Raw genomic sequence first — 25,943 nt, 5'->3', positions numbered from 1 at the left:
AAATGCTTTTAAAGCATAACATTACCTGTAACAATAATTACGAAAACTAAAAAGCAATTTTTTAAAAGTATAGGATGACACAACCTTGAACACACAATCGGAATCGTTTATTAGCTCGTTCTTTAAAATGGAAGCTGCGGGGGGGATTCTATTAATCTGTTCTGCTTTGCTAGCTATTGTATGTGCTAATACTTTTCTACATGAATATTACAAACTGTTTTTATCTACGCCCGTCGCCATTACCATTGGCACCTTTAATATTGCTAAGCCATTGTTATTATGGATAAACGACGGCTTAATGGCCATTTTCTTCTTTTTAGTAGGATTAGAGCTCAAGCGAGAGTTACTAGAAGGGGAGCTATCTGACAAGCGCAACATTATTTTGCCCGGCATAGGTGCAATAGGTGGCATGCTAGTGCCAGCGCTTATTTATGTGTATTTCAATTATGATGATCCCGTTGCTGTAAAAGGTTGGGCAATACCTGCGGCGACGGATATCGCCTTTGCTTTAGGTGTGTTAAGTCTTCTAGGTTCAAGAGTGCCAGTCACACTAAAAGTGTTTTTAACCTCGTTAGCCATATTTGATGATATTGGCGCAATATTGATTATTGCCTTTTTCTATACTTCTAAAATATCAATGGCAGCATTAATAGCAGTCGCCATTTGTATTCCAATCTTAACAATGATGAACCGGGCTAATGTGATCTCAAAAAGCCCGTATATATTAATTGGCATTATTATGTGGGCCGCAATGCTTAAGTCAGGCGTGCATGCCACCTTGGCGGGTGTGTTATTGGCAATGTTTATCCCGATGAGATCAAAAGAGTTCCCTAAATTATCCCCATTAAAAACACTAGAGCACGATTTGCATTCAATCGTCGCATTTTTTGTATTACCTGTGTTTGCTTTTGCCAATGCGGGGTTAAATTTACGAGGAATAAGTGCAGAGCAAGTGTTACATGATGTGCCAATTGGCATCGCACTAGGTTTATTTATTGGTAAATTAGTGGGTATTTTTGGTTTGTGCGGATTAGCAATCAAAATGAATATGACTCAACTACCTAAAGGCATGAATTGGGCTTCATTATTCGGTACGGCTGCGCTATGTGGTATTGGCTTTACCATGAGTTTGTTTGTTGGTTCACTGGCATTCGAAGAAACAGGCGTAAATTTACTCTTTGATGAGCGCCTAGGCATTATTATTGGCTCATTAGCATCGGGTATATTAGGTTACTTAGTGTTGGCTAAGTCGTTACCTAAAGTTGCACCAGTAGCAAAGTAATCCCTTAACAATATCAATCTCATGTTCTTGGCGATTATGTTGTTAGCTTGTTTAGTGCTACCTACATTGTGGTTAGCACTACACTTTTATCGTGACTTTTATTCAGTCGATAAACAGTCTTTAGCAACGTTTCAAATAGTGGGGTGTGTTTGCCTAATTAGCTATGTGTTTATTATCTTAGGCTGCGGTATTGAGTCTTTTTTAACGTTAATAGTAGATGAAGGCTATCAAAGGCAAATAATTGGTACATGGAGCTTTATACTTCCCGGTATCGCATTTGCGTTAGTGATCTTTCCCTATCAAGCATCAGAACTGTGTGCTAACTATATGTCATTAAGCCAGCTCAAGTTAAATTATTATTTACGCTGGCTTGGGCTGTTGGTGTTTTTGTTTATAGGCATTCGGCATTGGCTTGTTCTATTTTAATGACGCCAACATGTTCTAAATTGAACGAATAATAAGAGGAAAATGATGTTCGCAGTGATTTTTAAAGCAACCATGAACCCTAATATAAGTGCAGCAGAATACGACTTATACCTCACAACCGCGACAAAAATGCGCGAGCTAGCTTTCGCTGAGTATGGTTGTATCGACTTTACAGCGGTCACTGAGGGGCAAGAAGAAATCGCTATCTCTTATTGGCATGATGAAGCTGCGATTAAGAAATGGAAGTCCGATACTGAACACGCGCTAGCACAAGCGCATGGGCAGCATCATTGGTATAAGGCTTATACAGTAGAAGTTGTGGAAATTAAACGCGCTTACCAATTTTCTGCCAGCTAAATACAATAAACATGTTAAGGACAACATATGGCACCTACATTAAATACTCAACATCTTATTATTAGGCCATTCACGAGTGCCGACTTACCCGCGTTTGCGCGCTATAGAGCGATCCCCTCAATCGCTAAGTACCAAAGCTGGCATGAGTACCACCTTGATGATGCTATTGCGCTATTTGAAAGCACTCATTACGATGCGTTCGGAGCGGCTGAGCAGTGGTTTCAGCTCGCGATCATTGATAAACATACGCAGCAATTAGCGGGAGATGTCGCAGTACACTTTATTGATGAGCATCAAGTGGAAATCGGTTTTACTATTGCACCGCAATTTCAAAGGCTTGGTATCGCTAAAACGGCGGTTCGATGTGTATTAACTTACCTGTTTAACGCTATGAACAAACACAGAGTGATTGCTATTACTGACGTGAGAAATGACGCCTCTTGTGGTTTACTTCGTGCGTTGGGATTTCGGCAAGAAGCACATTTCATAAAGAATGTATTTTTTAAAGGCGAATGGGGCGACGAATATTTGTTTGCGATATTGCAAAGTGAATTTAGCGATGCCCATACAGTGTCATGCTGATGTAACAAAATACGTAGTAGCTGTACTAGCGGTATTAGCTAAGCGCTATTGTTGCCCATAATCCAACTCTAGCCTGCCTTACACCTTAAATTGTCGCGCGATGGTTTCGAGATCTTGAGCAAGTTCAGCCAAGTCAGCACTGGCATTGGAAATTTGCTCAGAGCTTTTTTCAGTTTGATCAGTATGACCGTAAATTAAATCGACGTTGCTAACGATATCTTGAGAAACTTGCTGTTGGTCATCGGTGGACTTGGCGATGAATGTATTCATTTCGCTAATTTTACTTATTGTGCTGGTGATCTCTTGTAATGAAGAACCCGCGCTATTTGCGGTTTCCACACTAGACTCCGCTTCAGAAGTACTGTTCGACATTTTTTGTACCGCACTGCGCGCCGCGGTTTGTAGCTGCTCAATGGTTGCTTGAATCTCAGCGGTAGACTCTTGAGTGCGTGACGCAAGGGTTCTTACTTCATCTGCAACAACTGCAAATCCGCGCCCTTGTTCTCCTGCTCGTGCGGCTTCGATGGCAGCATTTAATGCCAGCAAATTGGTTTGTTCTGCAATGCTTTTAATCACATCTAAAATAGCGCCAACCTGTGTACTGTCGTTTTCTAACTGCTGGATCACCTCAGCGGTTTCACTAATGTTGCTAGCTAGATTTCTAATGCTAGAAACGGTTTGATTAACCGTATTTTGGCCACGCTCAGCAGCTGTATTTGAGTCATTCGCGGCGGAGGCTGCTTCGGCTGCATTCGCAGCAACATCGGCCACGCTCATGCTCATACTGTCTACGGCATGTTTAGCACTTTCAGCACTTTGTTTTTGTTGTGCAATGATATGGTTGGTTTCTTCTGTCAGTTGGTTTAGTTTCTGCGCTAAATCAGACAGGGGAATAGTAATTTGTACGATTTGACGAATCACCTCTTGCAGTTTTTCCATAAACGAATTGAACCAAAATGCTAAATCACCAATTTCATCTTTATTACTGGTTTTAATTCGCACCGTAAGGTCGCCATCTTCCTCGGCAAGATCTTTTAATGACGTGATAACTTGGTTCATGCTTTTAGAAATACCGCGTACCACAGGATAAGCAGTCATAAATAACAATAGAGCGGTGACCACAAACATAATTGCACCAATCACAATCATGTTTTGTGCTTCATCAGTAGCACCTTGAATAGTACTTCTGAACTGTTCTAATTGGGTATCACGAAATTTACTGAGTTGTTGTAGGGCAGTATCAAAGTGCTCATTCATTTTTTTAGAGCGTTCTGCCAGAGTTGAAAAGTCAGCGGTGTTATTGACCATTTCTTGAGAGACTTTAAAGGCCATTTCATAATAGGCGTTAAAGTGCTGCTCAATATTGCTGACTTCAGTGGATAGCTTAGGGGCATTGCCTTTGATTTCTGATAACTCTTTTTGGAATTTCTGCGCCAAGGTATTAGCCACATTCAGCGCTTCTTCATCGCCTGTGGTAACCGCACTTTCGAGTTTTTCTTTTACATTTTGCATATCTACAAGGGCTTGACTAGCAGCTTGTAACACAGGAAAACGCACGTCTCGTGCATCATGTAGTGTTTCAACGTTATTTAGCGCAGTATTAGTGGAAATAAGTACGTAAATCAGAAAGCTAATAGTGCCAATTATTGGAATAATGTATATTTTTTGCGCGATTTTTAAACTGAGCAGAAAGTTCATATAAAATTCCGTTGGTTAAAGTCTAATAATTCAAGCACTACTCGCAACAGACAAAAAGTCCGAATAGAAGTAAGGGCTTATATTTATATAGCACAATATTTTAAATTTACTTTAAATAACGAAATTTTATACGGAATTTTTTTATAAAAATTAAGCAAATAAGTGCTTAAATTTAGCGGTTTACTTATTCATCATAAGGCGCAATAGTGATGCCTTCCATGGTGTAGCCAACTTGTGCAATATCACCTTTCCAGCCTTTCGTGCTAATTTTACCCGTAAGTACGACGGCATCATATAAACTGTCAACAGCAGCACCTTTAGGATACTTAACATGGATAATTTGATTTGGTGGCGGTGGTGGAACATGAATACATGCACCAAAAAACGGTACAAGTAAAAACTCAGTAACATGAGTGTCATTCCCTTCTAACGGTACTACAAAGCCAGGGATTTTAACGGTCTTTCCATTTAAGCTGTCCACAACAGGTGCATCTAACGACATTTGCGCACTGGCTAAGTCTGTGGCGTCATGATCAACTGCGGACTGTTCTGGCTCAAAGCCGATGGGCATTAAGTCGTCCCAGAAGATTTCTTGTATTTCGTTTGAGCTAACTGTTGCGGTGGTTTTATTTGCAGCATAAGCAAACGGTGTTGTAATGCTGGCACTTACTCCCGCTAGTAATACAAATGCAGCACTTAATGTTAATTGCTTAAAAATATAAAATGTCATGTTGTTTTCCAATGAGTTACCGATCAGACCTTTACGTTCATGCCATCACTGAGCGACATACGATAAGCCTTAAACGCTGGTATGGCTCCAATAATAACACTTGCGCCTAAAATGACCGAGAGCAACTGCCACTCTAATCGACTAATAAATGATAATTCTAGATAAACGCCCAATGTTGACGCAGCGATAGGCTGTAAAGCTATCATACTCACATAAAGTAATGCGATACCTAATAGGCAGCCAAACAAGGTAATTAGAAACGCTTCGCTAATCATTAAAATAATAATGTGATGAGGCCTTGCACCAACCGAGCGTAATATTGCCATTTCGCGGCGGCGCTCATTTAACGAGGTTAACAATGTGGTTAGCATGCCAATCAGGGCTGATACCAATACACATGCTGAAATAATCAGTAATGCTTGCTCTACTAAGTCCATCATTTCCCAGAGCTGGTGCAAGGTTAGATTGGGCATAATAGCTAGTAATGGCTCAGCCTTGAATTGATTTATTTGTCTTTGTGCCATTAGCGTCATAATACGGCTTTTTAGCCCTAGTAGAAAAGCGGTGATCTGTTGCGGCGGCTGGTTTTGCAGCAGTTGCGTAGGCTTTTCATGTTCATGTTCATGTTCATGCTCGTGTTCATCTTCATCTTTATGCTCGTGTTTGTGATCACTCGCTTCTTTGGCGTGGCCAGTGCTATGCATGGCCTCAATGCCTGCTAACGACACATAAATAGCACGATCAACAGGGGTGCCGGTGGCTTGCAGAATGCCTGTCACAGTAAAAGGAGCATGGTTGTGCATGGCAAAGCTTGTATTGCCTGTTCCATGCGCCATGACTAACTGGTCGCCCATTTTATAATTTAACGTTGCGGCTACCGCTGCACCAAGTACCACATCAAATGAGCGAGAAAAAGAGTGACCTTCAGCCAATATTAACGCTTGTTTATTACCAAATTGGTAGTGCTGAAAAAACGCATTAGTCGTGCCAACAACACGGTAACCTTTATGCGAATCGCCCAGCGAAAGTGGGATCGACCATTTTACATTGGGCTGGTTAGCAATGCGTTGGTAGGTTTGCCACGACACGTTATTCGTGGCATTACCAATGTGAAAAATAGAAGAAAGTAATAACTGAATTTCACCTGTTCGCGCACCAACAATCATGTCGGTTCCAGACACCGTATTAGCAAAGTTTGCTTTCGTTTGAGTACGAATGCGCTCAACGCTGAGCAACAGGGTAACGCTTATGGCGATCGATAGCATGGTGAGCAACACCGTGTAACGGCGGTTAAGTAAGCTCTTCAGTGCAAGTTTAAATACTAGCATGCGTTCGCCCCTACACTCGCTGTGCCCACATGAGTGTGTATTGCGGCCTGATTTAACTGAGCGAAGTCAATCACGTAATCAAACATATGTTGCAATGTAGGGTCGTGGCTAACAAACAATAAACTGGTTTTACTTTTAGTGCATTCGGTAAGTAACAAAGACATAAACGCTTCACGTGCAGAAAAATCGAGGGCAGAAGTAGGTTCATCGGCAATGAGTATTTCGGGCGAGCCAATCAGTGCGCGAGCTGCGGCCACACGCTGTTGTTGACCAATACTCAATTCTGCTACCGAGCGTGCATGCAGCGCCTCAGGCAGGCCTAAATGGGTTAATAAGCGCGTTGCTTCATCAACTAATGTACTGCCATTATTAATGATTTTAGCCTCACGATAACGAGAAAACTGGCAGCCTAGCATCACATTTTCAATAATCGACAAATAAGGTAATAAATTAAATTGTTGAAAAATATAACCAATATGATCGGCACGAAAAATATCGCGCTTACGCTGTGGCAACTGGCTAATGGGTTTACCCAGTAATACTACATCGCCATGTTGTGGTGTATTAATCCCTGTTATTAAAGACAGCAGGGTCGATTTACCAGAGCCACTCGCACCCTTAATAAACACCTTTTCACCTTGGTTAATTGCTAAATGCGGTATCTTAATTGTGGGGGTAACTTGCTTTGGCCAGCTAAATGTTACCTCTGAAAGCGATAAAATATGTTGCAGCGTCATTAAGCTTTTTTCCCGTTCTACACGTTATATCAACTAAGTTTGTTTAACAGTCCACCTGTCATTACCATACATCACAATATTCTGCTGGCTAGGAGCAAACGGAATGTTGCGCGAAAGCACTAACGAGCATAGCGCAAAGCCCGCACCTATCATAAATACCGCAATGTTTGAATATAACCATAATATGCCAAGTAACGCAGGGATCGCCACCGCTGCAATATGATTAATGGTAAAGCTTACCGCTGCTGATGCGGCAATGTCTTCTGGCTCAGCAATTTTTTGAAAGTACGTTTTTATTGCAATGGCAAGGGCGAAAAATAAATGATCAATAACGTATAAGCCAGCCGCAATAGTGCTATTTTCCACAAATGCGTAACCTGTAAACACACAAATTAACCCTATGTACTCTAGTGTTAGTGCTTTACGTTCGCCTACTTTGCCAATCCATTTACCAATTTTGGCGGCAAATAATAAATTAAACACATAATTTATGCCAAATAGCAGCGAGATATCGCCCACGCTATAACCAAACTTTTCTACCATCATAAAACCCGCAAACACCATAAAAATTTGGCGACGAGCACCGCTTAAAAACGTCAGTGAGTAATAAAGCCAATACTTTTTGCGTAGGATGATGCTTTTATGTTGCGTATGAGGTTGTTTAAATTGAGGAAACATCAGCCAAATAGCGAAAACGACAGCAATACCAACCCCTCCGGCTAACAGGTACATAGTTTGATAGCTAACTTGCAGCCATTCCATTAATAGCCAGATGGAAGAAAACGCCAGCAATGAAGCAAATGCTTTAACCGCTAACGCTTTACCCATAAAGTGTGCGGTGTGATCTTTATGTACCCATTGTAAAGTCAGTGACTGATTAACCGTTTCAAAATAATGAAAGCCAACCGACATTAGTATAGTGGTGAGATACAAGCCGATAACGCTGGGAAAGAAGCCAGTAATCGCTACGCCAACACTCATTACCAATAACGATAAAATGGCAAAGCGTTGCTCTTTAATAAAAATTAACAAGTAGATAGCGGTAAAGGCTAAAAAGCCGGGTACTTCTCGTAAGCTTTGCAGTAAGCCAATTTCTTTACCCGTAAACTGTGCTTTTTCAATAACAAAGTTGTTCAGTAATGCATTCCATACCGAAAAGGTGAGAGGCATCACAAACGCCATTAGCAGTAGTAGGTTTTCAGGGCGGGCAAAAAAGGCGCGGAACTTCATTATATATTCCTTATGATAGCTTTACTGCATAGATAGCAAAACAGGCTGTAATCGCCCTTTTATTTGAACAATACCTTACATGCTTTCAAGTTGTGAGCGTATGTTAAGGTGCGATAGAAACGTACATTTGGAGTGCGAAAAACTGCGGGAATCATACAAAAAAAAGCTCGCAATTGCGAGCTTTATCATGGTGTTAGTCTTCTTGGAAATAGAAGGCTGTTTGCTTAGGCTTTAGCACGCTCAAAAGAAGTTAGGATTTCTTCTTTCGCAGCTTTTGCGTCTTCCCAACCTTCAACTTTTACCCATTTACCTGCTTCAAGCTCTTTATAACGCTCAAAGAAGTGTTTAATTTGGTCTTTTAATAGTTGGTCTACGTCGTTGATGTCAGTAATGTGATCGTACATTTTAGTTAGTTTGCTAACTGGAACCGCAATCACTTTCGCATCTTCACCAGACTCATCCGTCATTTTAAGTACGCCAACAGGACGACACTTAATAACCGCACCCGGAATTAATGGGTAAGGTGTTGGTACTAGTACGTCAACAGGGTCGCCGTCTAGCGATAGCGTGTTGTTTACGTAGCCGTAGTTACATGGGTAGAACATAGGTGTCGCCATGAAACGGTCTACAAAAACTGCACCTGAGTCTTTATCTACTTCGTATTTAATCGGATCAGCATTTGCTGGAATTTCAATAATTACGTTAATTTCATCAGGGATGTTTTTACCTGCTGGTACGTCATTAAGACTCATATGTATTTCCTTTGAACAATATTTAAATGTTGTGGCGTTATTTTCAACGTTATATCAAAATGGATAGCGCCACAGCCAATGTTTTAAAAAATGGGGGGTAGTTTAACGAATTCAATCCTACCATTCATGTTATTTTTACGCTTTTTGGTGATAACTCAAACAGGTTTCAACTTCATTTTTTGAACCTAAAATAACCGCAACGCGCTGATGAATTTCAGATGGTTGAATATCAAGAATATTTTCATATCCTGTGGACGCTAGTCCGCCTGCCTGTTCTACTAACATTGCCATTGGCATGGCTTCGTATAGTAAACGTAATTTGTACGGTTTATTTGGATTTTTAGTGTCTTGCGGGTAAGTAAATATACCGCCGCGGCATAATACGCGGTGCACATCGCCCACCATTGCGGCAATCCAGCGCATATTGTAATTTTTAGCCAGCGGCCCCGTTTCGCCCTTTATACAGTCAGCAATGTAGTGTTGCATTGCAGGCTGCCAATGGCGCTGGTTAGACATATTGATAGCAAATTCTTTGGTGTCTTTAGGAACTTGCACATTCGAGTGCGTTTCTAAAAATTCACCGTGGGTTTTATCTAACGTGAAAAAACGTACGCCGTTACCAGTAGTAAGCGCAAGCATGGTAGACGGGCCATAAAGCACGTAACCTGCAGCTACTTGTGCGCGACCTTTTTGTAAAAATAAAGCAGGGTCGTTCGCGGCAATATCTTTTGGCGCTTTCATCACCGAGAAAATAGTGCCAATTAAGCTGTTAATGTCGGTATTTGATGAGCCGTCTAATGGGTCAAACGACACAATATAGTCGCCATTTTCATCGCCCGCTACCGTCGTGTCTTCCTCTTCAGAGGCAATAGCTTTCACCACACCAGATTCAAGTAACACATCTTTAATTAGTTGATTAGAAATAACATCCAACTTTTTTTGTTGCTCGCCCTGAATATTTTCATCTGCCGTAGCGCCTAGCATGCCAGCTAAATCGCCTTGACTCACATGAAAAGAGATTTCTTTACACGCAGTCAGCAGGGTTTGAATTAAAGACATTAAATTAGAGTTTACGCCATCTTGGCGCAGCACTGGAGCGAGTTGACGCATGTTGTTGCTACCTTTTTTTTTATGCTGGCTAACAGGGCTGATGCCCATTGTTATACGAAGATATTTCTTCTGTGTGTTAGGGTACAGAGTGCTGAATATTAACGCAGTTTCTAATGAATTTCAGTTAAAATTCTTAGTCGTAGCAGTTTAGCTTAGCTGCTACAACATCATCGTAAGAAAAGAGAAGAGTCTTTTAAATTATAAAGAGTGTTGGAAAGCGCTTACGACTTTTCCAACATCAGTTTTTGTAAGTCGGTTAAGCGAAGCGCCGTCCGACAGATTAATTTGTACTGCAGGAGCTCGAAAATAACTATATTGATAGTCATGATCTAAGGTCTCTTAACACCTCCACTTAGTACACTGTCACGGTATTTGATGGTGCTGAAAAGGCACTGCATAAATTGTCGCTATTGCACGCTTTAACGCGATATCGATAAGAGCGAACTTGTTGGTTAGTATAAGCTGCACTTGTTCCAGTAAATGTGGTTGGGCTTTTCCAGCTGCCATTATCAATGCTTACTTCGCGAATGTAGTACGAGGCATTGTTAACAGCATTCCACGTGATAGTAATGGTATTACCGTTAGATAGTGATGCATTAGGGGCGCTTGGTATGGATGGATAAGGTGGTTGTACCGTCACGGTATTTGATGGTGCTGAAAAGGCACTGCATAAATTGTCGCTATTGCACGCTTTAACGCGATATCGATAAGAGCGAACTTGCTGGTTAGTATAAGCTGCACTTGTTCCAGTAAATGTGGTTGGGCTTTTCCAGCTGCCATTATCAATGCTTACTTCGCGAATGTAGTACGAGGCATTGTTAACAGCATTCCACGTGATAGTAATGGTATTACCGTTAGATAGTGATGCATTAGGGGCGCTTGGTATGGATGGATAAGGTGGTTGTACCGTCACGGTATTTGATGGTGCTGAAAAGGCACTGCATAAATTGTCGCTATTGCACGCTTTAACGCGATATCGATAAGAGCGAACTTGCTGGTTAGTATAAGCTGCACTTGTTCCAGTAAATGTGGTTGGGTTTTTCCAGCTGTCATTATCAATACTTACTTCGCGAATGTAGTACGAGGCATTGTTAACAGCATTCCACGTGATAGTAATGGTATTACCGTTAGATAGTGATGCATTAGGGGCGCTTGGTATGGATGGATAAGGTGGTTGTACCGTCACGGTATTTGATGGTGCTGAAAAGGCACTGCATAAATTGTCGCTATTGCACGCTTTAACGCGATATCGATAAGAGCGAACTTGCTGGTTAGTATAAGCTGCACTTGTTCCAGTAAATGTGGTTGGGCTTTTCCAGCTGCCATTATCAATGCTTACTTCGCGAATGTAGTACGAGGCATTGTTAACAGCATTCCACGTGATAGTAATGGTATTACCGTTAGATAGTGATGCATTAGGGGCGCTTGGTATGGATGGATAAGGTGGTTGTACCGTCACGGTATTTGATGGTGCTGAAAAGGCACTGCATAAATTGTCGCTGTTGCACGCTTTAACGCGATATCGATAAGAGCGAACTTGCTGGTTAGTATAAGCTGCACTTGTTCCAGTAAATGTGGTTGGGTTTTTCCAGCTGCCATTATCAATACTTACTTCGCGAATGTAGTACGAGGCATTGTTAACAGCATTCCACGTGATAGTAATGGTATTACCGTTAGATAGTGATGCATTAGGGGCGCTTGGTATGGATGGATAAGGTGGTTGTACCGTCACGGTATTTGATGGTGCTGAAAAGGCACTGCATAAATTGTCGCTATTGCACGCTTTAACGCGATATCGATAAGAACGAACTTGCTGGTTAGTATAAGCTGCACTTGTTCCAGTAAATGTGGTTGGGCTTTTCCAGCTGCCATTATCAATGCTTACTTCGCGAATGTAGTACGAGGCATTGTTAACAGCATTCCACGTGATAGTAATGGTATTACCGTTAGATAGTGATGCATTAGGGGCGCTTGGTATGGATGGATAAGGTGGTTGTACCGTCACGGTACTTGATGGTGATGAAAACGCACTACACTGATTATTGTTGTTACATGCTTTTACTCTATAACGGTATGATCGAACTTGCTGGTTAGCATAAACAGCGCTCGTTCCCGAAAATGTGGTTGGGTTGATCCAGCTACCACTATTAATACTTACTTCTCTAACATAATACGAAGAGTGCTCTACCGGATCCCAATTAATAGTGATGGTGTTACCATTTGAGATCACGGCGGTAGGTGCGTTAGGCACAGATGGAGTAGGAGGTAATACTATCACGGTACTTGATGGTGCTGAAAACGCACTACACTGATTATTGTTGTTACATGCTTTTACTCTATAACGGTATGATCGAACTTGCTGGTTAGCATAAACAGCGCTCGTTCCCAAAAATGTGGTTGGGTTGATCCAGCTACCACTATTAATACTTACTTCTCGAACGTAATACGAAGAGTGTTCTATCGGATCCCAATTAATAGTGATGGTATTACTATTTGAGAGCACAGCGGTAGGAGCGTTAGGCACAGATGGAGTCAATGAGGTTATAGTAACTGCATTCGATGGTGAGGAATAAGAGCTACAGTGGTCAAAGCTATTGCAGGCTTTAACCCTATATTGGTATCTAGCCAAATCTAGATCTTTAAAAACATGTTCATTTTGTGAGTGCTGCTTGCTGTCTAATATCCAAGAACCTCCATCAGTACTACTTATGATATGGTAATAGGCTGCGTTTTTAACGGCTTGCCATGTCAGCTTAATATTATCACCATTATGTAGATCCGCTATTAAATTCATTGGCATTGAAAGTGAAGACATTGGCATTGTTTGAATACTCCCACTTGTTCCATAATAATGTATGGGTAAGCGCTGAGTGCTTTTTACAGGATCGGAACTTGACCAAAAAAATGAAAAGTCTAGAGCACTCTGGTAGGTTTTATTATAAACATCTCGGATATAATTATGATGTCTACCATCACTGGTTAATTCAGAGATATAGGCGCCACTTTGATTTAATATAGAGATATGACCGCCAGCCAACATCTTAGTCGACTCGTTGTCTTGTGTTGGCATGTAAATATTTCCATTGAACAAATCAATAAAGCCAGAAGAGTAATTGTGATTAACGTCAAATAAACTACCACTCAAAGTCTGAGATTCAACAGAGCCTGTCCGGCTGATAGTTTTTAAGTGTAATGATCGGCTGTCACTAAAATTTGTAGGATCGGCTGTTTTAGCTAACGAATATAAAATTAATACTTCATCATTATTATTAATTTTTATATCTTTTAAATACACGTAATAACCGCTTTCGCGATAGTTTCCAATGATTTCTGTTCTTGAGTCAAATTTTTCAAGCGGTTGCCTTGCTCCGGTTAAGATTTCTAGCGGATCATTATCTTTGTTTACCCAAGTACTTCCACCATCAAAAGATTGCATGAAATATAGGTTGGTTCTGGCATCTGGACTATGTTCATTTCTTCCACGTTCATCGTGAGAATTATAGGCCATAACGATATGATCGCCTTTAGCATATGAGATAGCGTAATGCCCCCCTTTTACCATTTTTACCGAAGCTTTATCTTCGTGTCTAATATAGAGCTCTCTTCCGTCTGTGTATTGTGTATGGAGTAAAACTTTATTATTACTGATAGTCAGCCAAGGCTGAGGGTAAGAAAAGTCTGATATCTCTTCAATTTCACCATCAATTGTGAGCTTCATTTCTTCAAAACGACTGATATCACCTTGTTTGTTACTTCTATATAGTTGTCCAGGCCTCTTGGTATTTCTTCCACTGACGTAGACCCAAATAAAATTATCCTTGTCAATAAGAAGTGAAGCATTATCGTGCTGATCAACAACTTTATCTTTAATTGTTATAAGTGTCGGCTTACTGCATAGTTGTTTCAGTATATGATCATAACATCCTACGTAGATTGCCATATTATTATTACTGTTCGGATCTAACCCCCCATAAGTAAAAAAAGTCTTATTAGATTGGTCAGAGTATATGGCTAGAGGTTTATGTTTATTAGTAGCTGTACCCATTGCGCCCGAATATTTTGAAATTTTGCGTTCAACATCAAAATATTGTGGCAATTCATACCAAAGGCCTTCATAACCGTCAGCAAGAGCTATAGGCAAGTAAATGACCCAAGCACAAGCTGCAAGTAAGATTTTTTTCATAGTTATTCCTTTAATTAATAATTGTATCTAGGTTTAGATCAATGATTTACATTACTTATAATGTCTTCGTAATCGAATTTGATTTATTGAGCTTTCATAGGCTCTATTGTATCCTTTTCTATCAAAAGTTTGTTGGATGTTCTACGAGAAGTTAGGTGACTAACATTAATATAGGAGTGATGTGATTCATATGTTATAATTTTGCATTAATGTATTTGTAATCGTATCACATAAAGCCAACTATTGTAACGATCGAAAATTAATAGGGTCAGTGAACATGATTGCAAACTTAGAGGACGTTTACCGCTTTTCTAAGCCTCGCAGCTACTAATTATACAATTCTGATAATTAAATACTACAACTAAAAATTACAACGAATTTATCGCCGCCTACTAAACAAACAGGGCAAGATCATTATAAATTGAACTAAATGATAGTTTCATGATCAGAGCGGGAAACAAACCAGCTTTATCAATTGGGTAAATGAAATCGCCGAGCAAGTGAATGGCGAAGTTATCGCCATTGATGGAAAAACCGCTCATAGAAGCTTCACAACCAAAGGCAGAAAGAACCCGTTGCATATGGTCAGTGCATGGAATTGTGGCAATGGACTGGTACTAGGACAACAAAAAGTAGGTGATAAATCCAATGAGATAACAGCCACCCCCAAGTTGCTGGATTTACTTGATGTAAAAGGTGTAACCGTTACGTTGAACGCCATGGGATGTCAGCACGCAATTGCAAAGAAAATTCAATCCAGAGGTGTTGATTACGTCATTGCACTAAAAGACAATCAAAGTACACTCAATGGAGAGGTTCAAGCTTATATCAGCTCATTGGGGCTAAATGCAGAGCGATTAAATGGCATAATTCGCAATCACTGAGGCGTTGAAAACTGCTTACACTGGACGTTAGATATGACATTCCATGAAGACGATTCGCGTATTAGGCGGGGCAATGCAGTTGAAGTCATGAATGCATTTAGAAAATTGGCGTTGAATATTGTCAAAACAGATACGACGAAAAAAGCCAGTATGAAGCGAAAGCTAAAAATGGCGGCGTTAGATGATGATTTTAGAACCGAGTTACTTCTAAGGGGTAATTTAAATGCTCTTGCCCTGACTAAACAAAGCGCAACTCAACAAATTACCTACAATCAAACACTCCTCCAGTTGATAATCTCTCTAATCATCCCCATAGATTGAAATACTTGCATCATTATTAAATGCACCTTTCAGATCGTTATCGCTTTGCGGTATTCTTAACTGCAAATGCTTCAATACAATAGGTTTTTCTATGCATATTCATATTTTGGGAATATGTGGCACCTTTATGGGTGGCATCGCGGTTATTGCCAAACAACTTGGGTTTAAAGTGACGGGCTCTGACGCTAATGTGTATCCGCCCATGAGTACACAGCTTGAAGACATCGGCATTGAGCTGATGCAAGGTTACCAGCCTGAGCATTTGTCGCCTGAGCCAGATTTAGTGATTGTTGGTAATGCGATGTCGCGTGGAAATCCTGCTGTAGAGTATATGTTAGCGCGAAATATTCCGTACACATCTGGCCCGCAGTGGCTGCTTGAAAATGTATTAAAAGATCGATGGGTGTTAGCGGTTGCAGGCACCCACGGTAAAACTACCACAGCCAGTATGCTGGCGTGGATTTTAGAATACGCTAAATTACCCCCCGGTTTTTTAATTGGTGGCGTACCACAAAACTTTGATAGCTCGGCGCGATTAGGCGACTCGCCTTTTTTTGTAATTGAAGCCGATGAATACGACACCGCATTTTTCGACAAACGTTCTAAATTTGTTCATTACCGTCCTAAAACCGTTATTTTAAATAATCTAGAATTTGATCACGCTGATATTTTTGCGGATTTAGCGGCTATTCAAACCCAATTCCATCATTTAATGCGCATGGTACCAAGCAATGGTTTGGCGATTTATCCGCAAGAGGATGCCGCGTTACAGCAAACACTACAATTAGGGTGCTGGACGCCACTTGAAACTGTTGGTGAAGAAGGCACGTGGCGTGCCGAGCTTATTGAAGCTGACGGTAGCAAATTTAAGGTATTGTTGAATCAACAAGTGGTGGGAGAGGTGAGTTGGACGTGTATTGGTGCGCACAATGTAAGTAATGGTTTAATGGCGATTGCAGCGGCGCGTCATGCGGGTGTGCCTGTAGAGCACTGCATTGCGGGTTTGAATCAGTTTATGTCGCCAAAGCGTAGAATGGAATTTAAAGGAAGGGTAAATGGGATTACTGTTATTGACGACTTTGCTCACCATCCTACTGCTATTCATACAACGGTTGCGGGGCTACGCGCTAATGTGGGTAACGATAGAATTTTAGCAGTATTAGAGCCTCGTTCAAATACCATGAAGTTGGGCGTGCATAAAAATGAGTTAGCGGATTCATTGGTACAAGCCGACGAAGTTTTTATTTATCAGCCAGCAAATATTCCGTGGTCAGTTACCGAAATCGCTGAGCACTGTCAGCAGCCAGCGCATTGCCATAAAGACATTGATGATTTAGTACAGACGCTAGTGGTAGAAGCCCAACGCGGCGATACTATACTAATTATGAGTAATGGTGGTTTTGGCGGCATTCACGACAAACTTATAGAAGCATTAGAAGATAAATATGACAGTTAAAGACTCAGCATTTTCAGGCCAAATTACGTTGGCGTGGACGGGAGCCTCTGGTGCGCCTTATGGCTTAAAGTTATTAGAAGCTTTGTTAAACGCTAACTATCAAGTTTTTTTGTTGGTTTCGAGTGCTGCAAGAGTAGTATTTGATACAGAATCACACCTTAAAATTCCTAGCCACCCAGAGCGTGCGGCCGCGTTTTTGGCTGAAAAATACCACGCTAAGGAAAATCAATTAAAGGTATTTGGTAAAGAAGAGTGGTTCTCGCCAGTGGCATCTGGCTCGGCGGCGCCAAAGCATATGGTGGTGTGTCCGTGCAGTACTAGTACATTAGCGTCTATTGCGCTGGCAACCAGCGATAATTTAATTGAGCGCGCAGCAGATGTTGTGCTGAAAGAACGTGGAAAATTAGTGTTAGTACCACGAGAAACGCCTTATAACAGTATTCATTTAGAGCACATGCTTAAGCTGTCACAATTGGGGGCGGTTATTTTACCTGCATCACCGGGCTTTTATCACGAACCTAAAACGATTGATGATTTAGTGGATTTTGTGGTGGCACGAATTTTAGATCACCTTGGTGTTGATCAGGCATTGGTACCACGCTGGGGTTACGGGCATTAACTACATTTTCTTCAAATTAAAACGAGGAAGTAAATTGGAAACACAACGCAAAGGTAGGCGAGAAATATGACTGCATTGCAGATTAAAGGGTTAAAGAAAACATATAAAGGTGGAGTACAAGCCGTAAAAGGAATTGACCTAGAAGTTAAAGAGGGTGATTTTTTTGCTTTACTAGGCCCCAATGGCGCGGGTAAATCAACCACCATCGGGGTGATTACGTCGTTAGTTAATAAAACCGAAGGGCAAGTTAAAGTTAGCGGTTATGATATTGATACTGAGCTTGATTTAGCAAAAAGCCAAATTGGACTAGTACCGCAGGAGTTTAACTTTAATCAGTTTGAAACGCCGCATCAAATTGTGGTGAACCAAGCAGGTTATTATGGCGTACCGCGCGACGTTGCAATTCAGCGTGCTGAAACTTATTTAAAACAGTTAGATTTGTGGGACAAACGCGATGTACCGTCTCGCACCCTATCGGGCGGCATGAAGCGTCGATTAATGATTGCCAGAGCATTAATGCATGAACCTAAAATACTCATTCTGGATGAGCCAACCGCGGGTGTAGATATTGAAATTCGCCGCTCAATGTGGACATTTTTGCGTGATATCAATGCAAAAGGCATCACTATCATTCTAACTACCCATTATTTAGAAGAAGCCGAAATGCTATGCCGCAATATCGCAATCATCGATAAAGGCACTATTGTGGAACATACCACAATGAAAGACTTATTAAGCAAACTCAATATTGAAACCTTTATTTTAGACTTGGCGCCAAACAGCGGTGATTACACGCTAACAGGGTTAGAAAATCGTAAAATTGACAATACTACGCTTGAAATTGATGTAGAAAAAGAGAAAGGGCTTAATGCCGTATTTTCACAACTTTCTGAACAAAAAATAGAAGTGTTAAGTATGAGGAATAAGGCAAACCGCCTTGAAGAATTGTTTGTTAATTTGGTTGAAAAAAATAATCAAACTCAGTCAGCTACACAAAATAATAAATCAGCATAAAGGTAGATAGTATTTATGAGCATGTCGACCAATTACATTGCCCTTAAAAGTATTTTAATTAAAGAGTGCACGCGTTTTATGCGCATTTGGGTGCAAACCCTCGTTCCTCCTGCCATTACCATGTCGTTGTATTTTGTTATTTTTGGTAACTTAATTGGTAGCCGCATTGGCGAAATGGGCGGTTTTAACTATATGGAATTTATTGTGCCGGGTTTGATTATGATGTCGGTGATCACCAACTCATACTCCAACGTGGCCTCCTCATTCTACAGTGCTAAATTTCAGCGTAATGTGGAAGAATTACTGGTAGCGCCTGTACCCAATTACATTATTGTATTTGGTTATATTGGTGGCGGCATGGCGCGCGGCATGTTGGTGGGATTAATTGTGACACTGGTGTCACTATTTTTTGCCAACATTCAAATTCATAATCTTGGGGTAATTATCTTAACAGTAGTGCTAACCTCGGCTCTGTTTTCAATTGGTGGATTAATTAATGCCATATTTGCAAAGTCGTTCGATGATATTAGTATTATTCCTACCTTTGTATTAACGCCACTAACCTATCTTGGTGGTGTGTTTTATTCTATTTCAATGCTGCCGGACTTTTGGCAGAACGTGTCGCAAGCCAATCCAATCATTTATATGGTAAATGCGTTTCGCTACGGATTTTTAGGGGTGAGCGATGTTAATTTATACTTTGCATTTGGCATTATCTTAGTGTTTATCGCAGCGTTGTTTACAACAGCAATGACCTTAATAACAAAAGGGGTAGGGTTACGTTCGTGATTAAAAACTCTGATGCGCAGGCGCAATCTCGCCGGGTTATTTCAAATCAAGATGGTGTTCATGAGGACTTAGCGCCGTTAGTGAAAAAGTACTTATCAACACCATTCAAAAAACCGTATTCGCAACATACATTAAATGCATTTAATCATGCTAATCAGCGCGTACAAGCATTTGAAGGGCCAATTATTTTAGACTCTTGCTGTGGGGTTGGTGCCAGTACTATTAATATTGCCAAACAGCATCCTCATGCTTTAGTGATTGGGATTGATAAGTCTGAAGTGCGCATTGAAAAGCATCAAGGCCACGTTGACCATGAATTAAATACCCACGCTGAATTGCCTAATTATATGTTGGCAAGAGCTGACTTAAATGATTTTTGGCGTTTAGCTGTTGAAGCAGGCTGGAAAATTGAAAAGCATTTTTTGCTTTATCCAAACCCATGGCCAAAAGCGAAACACATTAAGCGTCGTTGGCATGGCAGTGCCGTGTTCCCATACATTGTAAAACTGGGTGGATTGTTAGAGGTGCGCAGTAACTGGCAGCTTTATATTGAAGAGTTTGCTGTGGCGTTATCGTTAGCTGGTGTTCAAACTAACGTTGAAGAGTACCAATCAGACACAGCGATCACGCCATTTGAAAAAAAATATTGGGAAAGTGGCCAGCAAACATGGCGGATTAAGGTGTCACTTTAGCATCTAAAATAAACGAGAAGATCCGAACCATCTTCTCGTTTTTTCCGAGTGTGAACCTGATAATTAAAGCACCCACAGCGTTTGCTCCATTTACAAAATGAGTCTCACGCACTACCTTTCAAAAACAATACTTTATGCGATGAAGTTTATGCTTGGATAACGAAAACGATTTATCTGAGAATAATTTTTATATCAATAGTGTATTGCTCACCAAGAAGAGTGGTGAGTTACAGTCAGCATCCCTTTCATCACAAAGTTTTCACACCTTTCTAGATAAGCTGTTTTCATCAGCATTATCTGGGATGGAAGAAAATGGACGAATATATTCAATTAACAGCGGTTAGCCATCAATTTAAATTATTAGAGGAATCGGATAGTTGGTGGTTTGCGCGGTTAAAAAGGTGGTTGGCTAAGTGGAATAATCGTGGTGATACGAACAGCACTTGCCTGAAGCGAGTGAGTTTATTTCATGATGTGTCATTAAAGGTTCATCGCGGTGAGAGTATTTCAATCGTCGGCCCTTCCGGTTCCGGTAAGTCATCACTAATGTTGCTAATGGCTGGGTTTGAAAAGCCAAGCAAGGGTGATATTGAGTTATATCAAGATGGCCAGATAGTGAGCGAACCATGGCAAACGCGTGTGGGGTTCATCTTTCAGCAATTTCATTTGTTGCCGGAATTGGATGCACTCAGTAATGTTGCTTTACCACTGCGCTTAAAAGGCGATAAAAAAGCTGATTCGAAAGCAAAGCAGTGGTTAGCGCAAGTGGGGCTGGCAACGCGTTTGTATCATAAGCCCTTTGCGCTGAGCGGCGGCGAACAACAGCGAGTTGCCATAGCGCGGGCATTTGCAGCTGAACCTGCCTTTATCTTCGCCGACGAGCCAACGGGAAATTTGGATCAAGAAACCGCCAGTGGAATTGCAGACTTAATGCTACAGTGTGCTAAGCGCTCGAATGCTGCGCTGGTATTGGTCACCCATGATAACGCCCTTGCTCAACTGACTGACAAGCAGTATCAAATTGTTGATAAACAGTTAGTGTTGCACTCTTCATCACTTCATTTAGCGCATGCTAAGCCTCATCCAACTGCACGCAACCTTGTTTATGCGGAGGAAAAATGAAGCGCGCTCAAACGTATTGTTCCCACCAGAAATTTACAACATTGCTTACGTTGGCATTTCAGCAGAGTGTGCACAGTTTACGTACGGCTGATGGACGAATTTCTGCTATTACTCAAATATTACTCAGTAGTCTTTTGTTATGTTTAGCACTAGTGAGCGGCGCTATACAAACGCACTTGGCGCAAAATCTAGCGCAATTTTTGGGTGCGGATTTAATTGTTACTCATGCCGACACACTCACTCCGCAACAATTAGATTACGTAGCACAGCGCGCAACACACATTAGTGTGAACCAACTGATTGACGTGACGCTAGTGAATAACGAGCAGTGGCAACGAGCAGAATTAAAAATAGTAGATGAACATTACCCCGTTAAGGGAACCGTTACTTTGATGGCGTGGCAGCAAACCAGTGAAGGCACGTTCGTTGTTGGTGACTCTGTGAAAACGGTGCAAAGTGGTCCTGCGGAGGGAGAAATTTGGGTTGATAGTCGCTTATTTTCTAGTTTACAGCTTGCTCATAACCAGACATTAAGCGTTGGTAATTCACGATTAACCGTGACGCATATCATTCAGCATGAGCCAGACCGGTTATCACAAGGGCATTCAGTTGCAATGCGCGCGATGGTTAACACGAACAGCCTCAATCTTAAAGACTGGCAACATAGTAATGCAAAATACCGATATTTAGTGAATAGCGATGACTTATCTACTCGTCAACTTATTAATTGGCTTTACGTGACATTACCCAGTGCCCTTGTGGTGCATAAGTTTGGTGCTCACCCATTAGCAGGATTTTGGCAGCGAGTAGAAAATTTTTTGGGGCTCGCTTCAGTGCTTATTTTCTTAATGGCTGGGGTGGCGTTAAGCCAGTCGGGTAGGCGACAGCTTAAGCGGTATCAGCAATTTACAGCACTGTGCTTAACCATGGGGATTAATAAGCAGTTTGGCGTTAGGCTAATGCTATTGCAATGGTTAGTTGGTTTTGTATTTTTTATGCTTGTTGCCACAGCAATTGCGTTAATACTACATTGGGGAGCCATTCAGTTATTACAGCAATACTTTCATGATATCAGTGCGTCAGTTTTACCAACAATATGGTTTAAAACCGTTGCAGTGTTATTGCTGTTATTAAGTTGTTTTCAGCTGCCTATTTGGCTCCAACTTGCATCGACACCCATTGCGGGCTTAATTCGCCAATCACAGCAAGTAACCGTTTTCACGGGAAAATTGAAATGGCTAAACGCTTGCTTTTTTACTTTGTGTATTGCATTGCTTGCTGCGCTTTACTCTGATAATTGGCGACTAACTGTTATGATGTTGGTCAGTATGTTGTTAGCCGTTGCATTAATGGCTGTTACAACTTGGGCTGGACTATGGTGTGCAGCACGTTTGAGCAAACATGGAAGTGGCTGGTTTTTTCTGACTTTACAGTTAATGAAGCAACGCTTAGTTGTAAAGATAAATCAAATACTGGGAGTGGGACTTAGCTTATTCTTACTGTTGTTTAGCCTTATGTTATTAAAAGACATAGGCAATATGACGCAACAATATACATTGCAGCACGACGGTAATGTCATGATCGCACAGGCAAACCAAGTACAAGCAAGTGCGCTGAAACACTGGTTAAACCAACATAGTAACTCGCAAATTAAGTCGCTTAAGCCTTATTTTCAGGGGCAGTTAATCGCAGTCAATCATCAACCATTAATGCAACATATTACTACGCCCAGCGAATCGTTATCTTCAGTGCAGGAAGGTTCAAGAATTCATTTTACTCGCCACCTGCCGGATAATAATAAGTTAATTGCGGGCCATTGGTGGCAAGAAGCTAACACGAATTCGGATAGTGATTGGCAGCAAATTTCGGTTGAAGAAGAAGTGATGACAGATCTTAATCTGAAAGTGGGGGATTCGTTAACATTTGGTTTTGGTCATGCTACTTATCATTTCGACATTGTTGCCTCGCATATTTTTCAGTCAGGAAAAGATTCAATCACGTTTTGGTTTCAAATACCTGAAGCAGCAATCCATTTTATTGAAAGTAAACACTTTTTAATGGGGAGTATTGAAGTGCCACAACAAGACTGGGCATCGTTAGTAGCACTTTGGGCTGAACATCCAACGCTTCGCTTAATTACGCTGGCAGACATGAAAGCGCGTTTTAACTCTGTGTTAGCGGTAGTGAATCAGGCCATCTTCATATTCACAGCATTATTGCTCATGATGACAAGCTTGATCTTTGCAGGTGCTATTTACGGTAATTTAAAAGACGACCAACGTAAAAATGCACTGTTGCTGAGTTTTGGTCAAACCCGACGTTGGTGCGTGTTAATGCTGGCCGCAGAGTGGCTCTTTACTGGCGTTATTGCGTGTGTTGGTGCGGTAGTGGGAGCTTGGGTAGCTGGGCAATTAATTTATCAAGCGCAATTTTCTATGCACTATCATCCCGATATGGCGTGGTTATCGGTGGTATTAATAAGTACATTGGCTCTAGTGGTAACGCTGGGTACGGTTATGAGTCGGGCATCATTAAAGGTGTCACTGAGGCAATTACTTCACGAATAATAATGTGATGAAAAATGTTGAAAGGGCAGTATGATTTCACATTTGCGTCACATTACGTTTGGCAATCTGGTGAGTATCAGTTACCTACAAAACAGTGAAATTAGTTTTAACAGGGCTGGGATTGAAGTTGACTATTAATCAATATTGTACGGAATTGTACGGAGATAATAAGATGAGTGATACCACCGCGATGAGAAACATAACATTAAAGCTAATCATAACCTTATTGGCAATGTTGCTGTATTTTTTTGGTTATGTGAGTACGAGTGTTGCCAGTGATAACAATAAAAAAACAGTATTAATGGTTGTAAGTAGTTACGGTGTAGACCAAGGTAAAACCCAGCCCGGTTATGAGTTTGAAGAGTTTTCTAAGGCGTATCAGATTTTTAAAACAAACGGTATTGCCGTGGAAGTTGCAAGCCCAAAGGGCGGGGCAGTAGAAGCTGATGAGTTTAACCCTACGCGGCCTGCCATTGCTGCCACCTTAGCTGATGAAGAAGTGATGGGGCAGTTAAGAAACACGCTGAGCACGGCGAATGTGAAGGCGAATAAGTATCAAGGCATGTTTATTGTGGGGGGAAAAGGAGCGATGTTTGATTTACCAAAAGACCGTGCCTTACAGCAGTTAATTGCTCATTTGTACGAACAAGAGCACGCGATTGCTGCAGTATGCCATGGCCCTGCTGCACTGGTTAACGTTAAATTAGCCGATGGCAGTTACTTAGTGTCGGGTAAAGCGATTAATGGATTTACGAATTTAGAAGAAAAACTATTTGGTAAAAAGTGGAGCAAGCAATTCGACTTTTTATTAGAAACTAAACTAAAAGAACGTGGCGCACATTTTGAGCACGCAGACTTAATGCTAAGTCACGTAGCGATTGAACCTAATTTGATAACGGGTCAAAACCCGACATCTACCGCAGGTACTGCTTTAGAGCTGGTGCGACAATTGGGTATAACGCCAAAAGCGTACACGCTGGATGAGCACGACAGAACATTTGCGTTGATCAGTCAATTACTGGTGAACGACACTAAGGCGAAAGCGGCTTATCAGCAAAATAAGCAACAGTATGCAGCTCCGTTAATTGGCATGTATGGATACTATTATCTGGAAGCGGCAGCATCTAACCAGCAAGTAGAAGGTGCGTTAATGTTAATGACGCTTACCCAATCTGAAATTAATAACCCCCAGTTAGACTTAGCAATTGCAAAAGCTTATCAGCAGCTAGGGAATAAACATCAAGCTAAGGTAACATTAGATAACATTATCGCGCAGCATCCAGAGCGGGAGTCAGAAAAAAATGCTGCTCTGGAAATGATGAAGCGTTTATAGCCCTTGTTGCTCATCAATTATAAGGAATAGTATGCAACGTTCTGGATTACACATCTTAGTAGTAGAAGATCAGGATGCTATTGCCAGCAATATTGGTGAGTACTTTGAACCTAAAGGTCATGTATTAGATTATGCAACCAATGGCGAACAAGCCATTTCTTTGGTGGCACTTAATTATTACGATGTGATCATTTTAGACATCATGTTACCGAAACTGGATGGTTTAGCGGTTTGTGAGCGAATTCGACAGCGTCATCCCCGCCATATTCCTATTATTATGTTAACTGCGCGAGACTCGCTAGAAGACAAAGTCGTTGGCTTTGAAAAAGGTGCCGACGACTATTTAACTAAGCCGTTTGCATTAGCAGAGTTAGAAATGCGCTGTTTGGCATTATCTCGTCGTCATCAATTACAAACTGACACTTGTATCGTAATAGGTGAGCTGAATATTGATAGAAAAAAGCAAACTGTTACTAGAAAGCAGCAAATATTGAATTTGAGTAGTATGAATTACCATATTTTACTGGTGTTGGCAGAAGCTTTTCCGCGAGTAGTCTCTCGTACAGAACTGTGTGCGCGGTTATGGGGAAATGATCAAACAGAGTCTGACTCGCTTCGATCTCATATTTATCAGTTACGCAAAATATTAGATAAACCGTTCGAATTTCCAATGTTGAAAACCGTGCATGGTGCAGGTTTTTCTTTAGTTGAAAGTAAAGATTAGATTGAGT

The 25,943-nt window shown here is 41.1% G+C and carries 24 protein-coding genes; 16 read left to right on the top strand and 8 right to left on the bottom strand.

What is annotated here, in order from left to right; all coding sequences use genetic code 11:
• The first annotated feature begins 85 nt into the window (after window positions 1-85).
• From nhaA to HUU81_RS15725, 4 genes are read left to right on the top strand one after another with little or no spacing between them, the layout of a single operon-like run.
• Window positions 86-1,282 (top strand): Na+/H+ antiporter NhaA, encoded by a 1,197-nt coding sequence (gene nhaA, locus HUU81_RS15740; protein WP_199609850.1) that lies wholly within the window; start codon window positions 86-88, stop codon window positions 1,280-1,282.
• Between the two features lie 36 nt (window positions 1,283-1,318).
• Window positions 1,319-1,708 carry a hypothetical protein gene (locus tag HUU81_RS15735; protein ID WP_199609849.1) on the top strand — a complete coding sequence of 130 codons (390 nt, stop codon included), beginning with the start codon at window positions 1,319-1,321 and terminating at the stop codon, window positions 1,706-1,708.
• Window positions 1,709-1,750: 42 nt separating this feature from the next.
• A complete protein-coding gene (locus HUU81_RS15730; protein ID WP_233520530.1) occupies window positions 1,751-2,065 on the top strand; it encodes an antibiotic biosynthesis monooxygenase family protein in 315 nt (104 codons plus the stop codon).
• Window positions 2,066-2,092: 27 nt separating this feature from the next.
• On the top strand, window positions 2,093-2,647 hold the full coding sequence (locus HUU81_RS15725; RefSeq protein WP_199609848.1) for a GNAT family N-acetyltransferase: 555 nt from the start codon (window positions 2,093-2,095) through the stop codon (window positions 2,645-2,647).
• A gap of 78 nt (window positions 2,648-2,725) precedes the next feature.
• On the opposite strand, the gene HUU81_RS15720 is transcribed toward HUU81_RS15725, so the two are convergent.
• From HUU81_RS15720 to HUU81_RS15685, 8 genes are all read right to left on the bottom strand, one after another.
• Window positions 2,726-4,345, bottom strand: coding sequence for a methyl-accepting chemotaxis protein (locus HUU81_RS15720; RefSeq protein WP_199609847.1), 1,620 nt, complete (start codon window positions 4,343-4,345; stop codon window positions 2,726-2,728).
• Window positions 4,346-4,529: 184 nt separating this feature from the next.
• Window positions 4,530-5,075: a DUF3299 domain-containing protein gene (locus tag HUU81_RS15715; protein WP_199609846.1), complete on the bottom strand. Its 546-nt coding sequence runs from the start codon at window positions 5,073-5,075 to the stop codon at window positions 4,530-4,532.
• A gap of 23 nt (window positions 5,076-5,098) precedes the next feature.
• Window positions 5,099-6,403: an ABC transporter permease gene (locus HUU81_RS15710; protein ID WP_199609845.1), complete on the bottom strand. Its 1,305-nt coding sequence runs from the start codon at window positions 6,401-6,403 to the stop codon at window positions 5,099-5,101.
• Window positions 6,397-7,140 (bottom strand): ABC transporter ATP-binding protein, encoded by a 744-nt coding sequence (locus HUU81_RS15705; protein ID WP_199609844.1) that lies wholly within the window; start codon window positions 7,138-7,140, stop codon window positions 6,397-6,399. The genes HUU81_RS15710 and HUU81_RS15705 overlap by 7 nt, the downstream gene beginning before the upstream one ends.
• A gap of 33 nt (window positions 7,141-7,173) precedes the next feature.
• Window positions 7,174-8,370, bottom strand: coding sequence for an MFS transporter (locus HUU81_RS15700; RefSeq protein ID WP_199609843.1), 1,197 nt, complete (start codon window positions 8,368-8,370; stop codon window positions 7,174-7,176).
• A 224-nt stretch (window positions 8,371-8,594) separates the two neighbouring features.
• A complete protein-coding gene (gene ppa, locus HUU81_RS15695) occupies window positions 8,595-9,122 on the bottom strand; it encodes an inorganic diphosphatase (RefSeq protein WP_199609842.1) in 528 nt (175 codons plus the stop codon).
• A gap of 135 nt (window positions 9,123-9,257) precedes the next feature.
• On the bottom strand, window positions 9,258-10,232 hold the full coding sequence (locus HUU81_RS15690; protein ID WP_199609841.1) for a class 1 fructose-bisphosphatase: 975 nt from the start codon (window positions 10,230-10,232) through the stop codon (window positions 9,258-9,260).
• Between the two features lie 352 nt (window positions 10,233-10,584).
• Complete coding sequence (locus HUU81_RS15685) at window positions 10,585-14,415, bottom strand: hypothetical protein (RefSeq protein ID WP_199609840.1); 3,831 nt, start codon at window positions 14,413-14,415, stop codon at window positions 10,585-10,587.
• Between the two features lie 470 nt (window positions 14,416-14,885).
• Here HUU81_RS15685 and HUU81_RS15680 point away from each other — a divergent pair, with 470 nt between their 5' ends.
• From HUU81_RS15680 to HUU81_RS15625, 12 genes are all read left to right on the top strand, one after another.
• Window positions 14,886-15,299, top strand: coding sequence for an ISAs1 family transposase (locus HUU81_RS15680; protein ID WP_199612110.1), 414 nt, complete (start codon window positions 14,886-14,888; stop codon window positions 15,297-15,299).
• A gap of 33 nt (window positions 15,300-15,332) precedes the next feature.
• The gene (locus HUU81_RS15675) at window positions 15,333-15,620 is read left to right on the top strand and encodes a hypothetical protein (RefSeq protein ID WP_199609839.1); all 288 of its coding nucleotides are present in this window, start codon (window positions 15,333-15,335) and stop codon (window positions 15,618-15,620) included.
• Between the two features lie 91 nt (window positions 15,621-15,711).
• Window positions 15,712-17,076 (top strand): UDP-N-acetylmuramate:L-alanyl-gamma-D-glutamyl-meso-diaminopimelate ligase, encoded by a 1,365-nt coding sequence (gene mpl / locus HUU81_RS15670; RefSeq protein WP_199609838.1) that lies wholly within the window; start codon window positions 15,712-15,714, stop codon window positions 17,074-17,076.
• Window positions 17,066-17,695, top strand: coding sequence for a flavin prenyltransferase UbiX (locus tag HUU81_RS15665; RefSeq protein ID WP_199609837.1), 630 nt, complete (start codon window positions 17,066-17,068; stop codon window positions 17,693-17,695). The genes mpl and HUU81_RS15665 overlap by 11 nt, the downstream gene beginning before the upstream one ends.
• 66 nt (window positions 17,696-17,761) lie before the next feature.
• The gene (locus HUU81_RS15660; protein WP_199609836.1) at window positions 17,762-18,709 is read left to right on the top strand and encodes an ABC transporter ATP-binding protein; all 948 of its coding nucleotides are present in this window, start codon (window positions 17,762-17,764) and stop codon (window positions 18,707-18,709) included.
• Window positions 18,710-18,730: 21 nt separating this feature from the next.
• Window positions 18,731-19,498, top strand: a complete 768-nt coding sequence (locus HUU81_RS15655; protein WP_199612109.1) for an ABC transporter permease — start codon at window positions 18,731-18,733, stop codon at window positions 19,496-19,498.
• On the top strand, window positions 19,495-20,190 hold the full coding sequence (trmB, locus tag HUU81_RS15650; protein ID WP_233520528.1) for a tRNA (guanine(46)-N(7))-methyltransferase TrmB: 696 nt from the start codon (window positions 19,495-19,497) through the stop codon (window positions 20,188-20,190). The genes HUU81_RS15655 and trmB overlap by 4 nt, the downstream gene beginning before the upstream one ends.
• Before the next feature lie 152 nt (window positions 20,191-20,342).
• Complete coding sequence (locus tag HUU81_RS15645) at window positions 20,343-20,534, top strand: hypothetical protein (RefSeq protein WP_199609835.1); 192 nt, start codon at window positions 20,343-20,345, stop codon at window positions 20,532-20,534.
• Entirely contained in the window at window positions 20,503-21,312 is an 810-nt protein-coding gene (locus HUU81_RS15640) for an ABC transporter ATP-binding protein (RefSeq protein ID WP_199609834.1), read from the top strand. The genes HUU81_RS15645 and HUU81_RS15640 overlap by 32 nt, the downstream gene beginning before the upstream one ends.
• Window positions 21,309-23,879 carry an ABC transporter permease gene (locus tag HUU81_RS15635; RefSeq protein ID WP_199609833.1) on the top strand — a complete coding sequence of 857 codons (2,571 nt, stop codon included), beginning with the start codon at window positions 21,309-21,311 and terminating at the stop codon, window positions 23,877-23,879. The genes HUU81_RS15640 and HUU81_RS15635 overlap by 4 nt, the downstream gene beginning before the upstream one ends.
• 172 nt (window positions 23,880-24,051) lie before the next feature.
• Complete coding sequence (locus HUU81_RS15630) at window positions 24,052-25,212, top strand: DJ-1/PfpI family protein (protein WP_233520527.1); 1,161 nt, start codon at window positions 24,052-24,054, stop codon at window positions 25,210-25,212.
• Between the two features lie 31 nt (window positions 25,213-25,243).
• On the top strand, window positions 25,244-25,936 hold the full coding sequence (locus HUU81_RS15625) for a response regulator transcription factor (RefSeq protein WP_199609832.1): 693 nt from the start codon (window positions 25,244-25,246) through the stop codon (window positions 25,934-25,936).
• Window positions 25,937-25,943 lie beyond the last annotated feature (7 nt).

Source organism: Flocculibacter collagenilyticus, from assembly GCF_016469335.1.
Classification (GTDB): Bacteria; Pseudomonadota; Gammaproteobacteria; order Enterobacterales; family Alteromonadaceae; genus Flocculibacter; species Flocculibacter collagenilyticus.
The sequence above is the reverse complement of the archived record's forward strand: the minus strand, read 5'-3'. Positions and strand labels throughout refer to the sequence as shown.